The organism is Finegoldia magna (assembly GCF_018371055.1).
GTDB classification, from domain to species: Bacteria; Bacillota; Clostridia; order Tissierellales; family Peptoniphilaceae; genus Finegoldia; species Finegoldia magna_I.
Genome location: NZ_JAGYZD010000246.1, coordinates 1 through 2,401, shown reverse-complemented (window position 1 = coordinate 2,401; position 2,401 = coordinate 1). Strand labels below are relative to the sequence as shown.

The 2,401-nt window shown below is 32.4% G+C and carries 4 protein-coding genes; all 4 read right to left on the bottom strand.

The window, feature by feature from the left end; translation table 11 throughout:
* The coding region (locus KHW44_RS08635) for a 2Fe-2S iron-sulfur cluster-binding protein (RefSeq protein WP_304068485.1) at nucleotides 1-578 on the bottom strand (578 nt) is incomplete at its 3' end.
* Nucleotides 579-587: 9 nt separating this feature from the next.
* Nucleotides 588-1,172, bottom strand: coding sequence for an NADH:ubiquinone reductase (Na(+)-transporting) subunit E (locus KHW44_RS08630; protein ID WP_002834994.1), 585 nt, complete (start codon nucleotides 1,170-1,172; stop codon nucleotides 588-590).
* Nucleotides 1,172-1,786 carry an NADH:ubiquinone reductase (Na(+)-transporting) subunit D gene (nqrD, locus tag KHW44_RS08625; RefSeq protein ID WP_002834995.1) on the bottom strand — a complete coding sequence of 205 codons (615 nt, stop codon included), beginning with the start codon at nucleotides 1,784-1,786 and terminating at the stop codon, nucleotides 1,172-1,174. Before nqrD ends, KHW44_RS08630 begins: the two co-directional genes overlap by 1 nt.
* The coding region (locus KHW44_RS08620) for an FMN-binding protein (RefSeq protein WP_304068479.1) at nucleotides 1,786-2,401 on the bottom strand (616 nt) is incomplete at its 5' end. The genes KHW44_RS08620 and nqrD, both read right to left, overlap by 1 nt.

The window sequence follows — 2,401 nt, the reverse complement described above, 5'->3', positions numbered from 1 at the left end:
GCAATAGAATATGCTCTGAATACTTCTTCATCTGATCCTTCATATCCATCGCCTTTTGGATATTCTTCTGCTTTTAATTGTACATATTGACCAGGTTTAAATTTGATAGTTTCTCCTTCTGGAAGCTCAAATCTAAACTTAGTAATTCTATCAGTCAAAGGTAATTTTTCAACAAGAGTTGTTTCGTATTCTTTTACGTTAAATAACTCTTCTGGAATTTGAATCGAAATATCTTTTTTGACTTTTACTTGGCAAGATAATCTAACGCTATCGTTAAGTTCATCTTCTGTTAACATTGGTTTTTCTGTAGCAAGTACGGGACCTGCTCCATCCAAAACTTTTACTTTACAATAACCACATGATCCCTTTCCACCACAGGCTGATGGAATGAATACTTTTTGGTTTCTAAGTGTAGATAATAAACTATCTCCACCATCTACTGTAAATTCTTTATCGTTATTAATAGTTAGTTTTACTTCACCATAATCTGCAATGTACTTATCTGCAAATGAAAGCAACAATGCAAATAATGCACATAAAACAGATACTACAATTGTTGTAATAATTATTTGTCCCATGATTCCTCCTTATGATATTTGAACTATACCAGAGAATCCGATGAATGCCATCGCCATGATTCCAGTTATAATTAAAGTTAAAGGAGATCCTTGGAGACCTTTTGGTACAGATGAATCCTTGATTTTGGATCTAATTCCAGCCATTGATACAATTGCTAACATCCAACCAAGTCCACTTCCTATTGCAAATCCTACTGTTTGCAAGAAGTTGTAATTTCTGATTACCATGAACAAACTTACCCCTAAAATCGCACAGTTTACTGTGATAAGTGGCAAGAATATTCCAAGAGCGTAATACAAATTTGGAACGTATTTTTCCAAAATCATTTCCAATAATTGAACAAATGCTGCTATTGAAATAATAAAAATTATATATCTCAAATATTCTATATTAAATCTTACAACTAATTTATATAAGAAAAAGTTGATTATAGTTGTGATCGTCAATACAAATGTTACAGCTATTCCCAATCCTGTTGCAGTTTCAATTTCTTTACTTACTGCTATAAATGAACACATTCCCAAAAAGTTTGAGAAAATCATATTTGAAGTAAAGATTGATGCAAAAAATATAACTAAAGGACTAATCGTCATTACTTAGCATCTCCTTCCTTTTTAAGATGAGCATTAGCAATCCACATAACTATAGGTAAAATGAAGAATGCTGCTGGTGGCATAACCATCATTGTCCATGGCACAAAACTTTCAGGCATTATTCTGATTCCAAATACACTACCGAATCCCAATAATTCTCTGATTAAAGCGATGAGCACAAGAACTACAGTATAACCTAAGCCTGATGCCACACCATCTACAAAACTACTTACAGGATCGTTGCTGATAGCAAATGCTTCTGCACGTCCCATTATTATACAGTTGGTAATAATCAAACCAACGTAAGGTCCTAATGTTTTACTCATTTCTGGCATGTAAGCCTTCAAGAAAATATCTACTATTATTACGAAGAACGCAATAATAAATACTTGAACCATCATACGAATGTGTTTAGGAGTTACTTTTCTAAGTAAACTAATCAAAAACGATGAACATCCTGTAACAAAAGCTAATGCAAGTCCCATAACTAAGGAGTTCATACATAAGTTTGTTACCGCTAATGTGGAACAAATTCCTATAACTTGAATAAGAACAGGGTTGTCATCAAGCAATCCATTTTTTAATAATTTAGTATATTTATTTGAATTAGCCATTATTTACCTCCATTCTTAATAAACTCATTCACATCTTCATTAATCATGTTCACAACAAATGTAGATGTTTGAGTTGCACCACTTATAGCATCAATATTTCCACCATTTGCTGGTTTATTAATTACAATTTTACCGTCAACAGGTTTTGAAATATCCAAATCTCTGTATTGGTTTTTGTATTCATCTTCTGTGATACGTCCACCCAAACCAGGAGTTTCGTCTTGTTTAATGAATTCTATTCCAACAAGTTTTTTCATATCTTTAGTTATTCCTACATATCCACTGATTGAACCCCAAAGTCCAGGTCCGTTAATAGGAACTGCATAAGCTTTTTCTTCACCATCTTGTTTTAAAATGTAAAGTTTGCTGTCTTTGTAGTCTTCTTCTACGACATTGTCTTTGAAAGTCTTGTCAATGTTTGATGCAGAAGTATCTTCAGGTAAGATATTAAATACATTCAAAATCTTATGTTTTAATTCGATATCTTGATTAAATTTTACTGTAGGAGTTGTAACTTGATTTAACAAAGCCAACGCTAATGTCAAAACTAGTGTCAATCCCAACATAAAAATTACTGGATATACGACTGATTTTTTCTTAGCCATTAACCTTGAC

Excerpts from the sequence above, each read along its gene's own strand:
- nqrD (WP_002834995.1), bottom strand. The coding sequence starts at position 1,786 with ATGGCTAATTCAAATAAATATACTAAATTATTAAAAAATGGATTGCTT.
- KHW44_RS08630 (WP_002834994.1), bottom strand. The coding sequence starts at position 1,172 with ATGACGATTAGTCCTTTAGTTATATTTTTTGCATCAATCTTTACTTCA.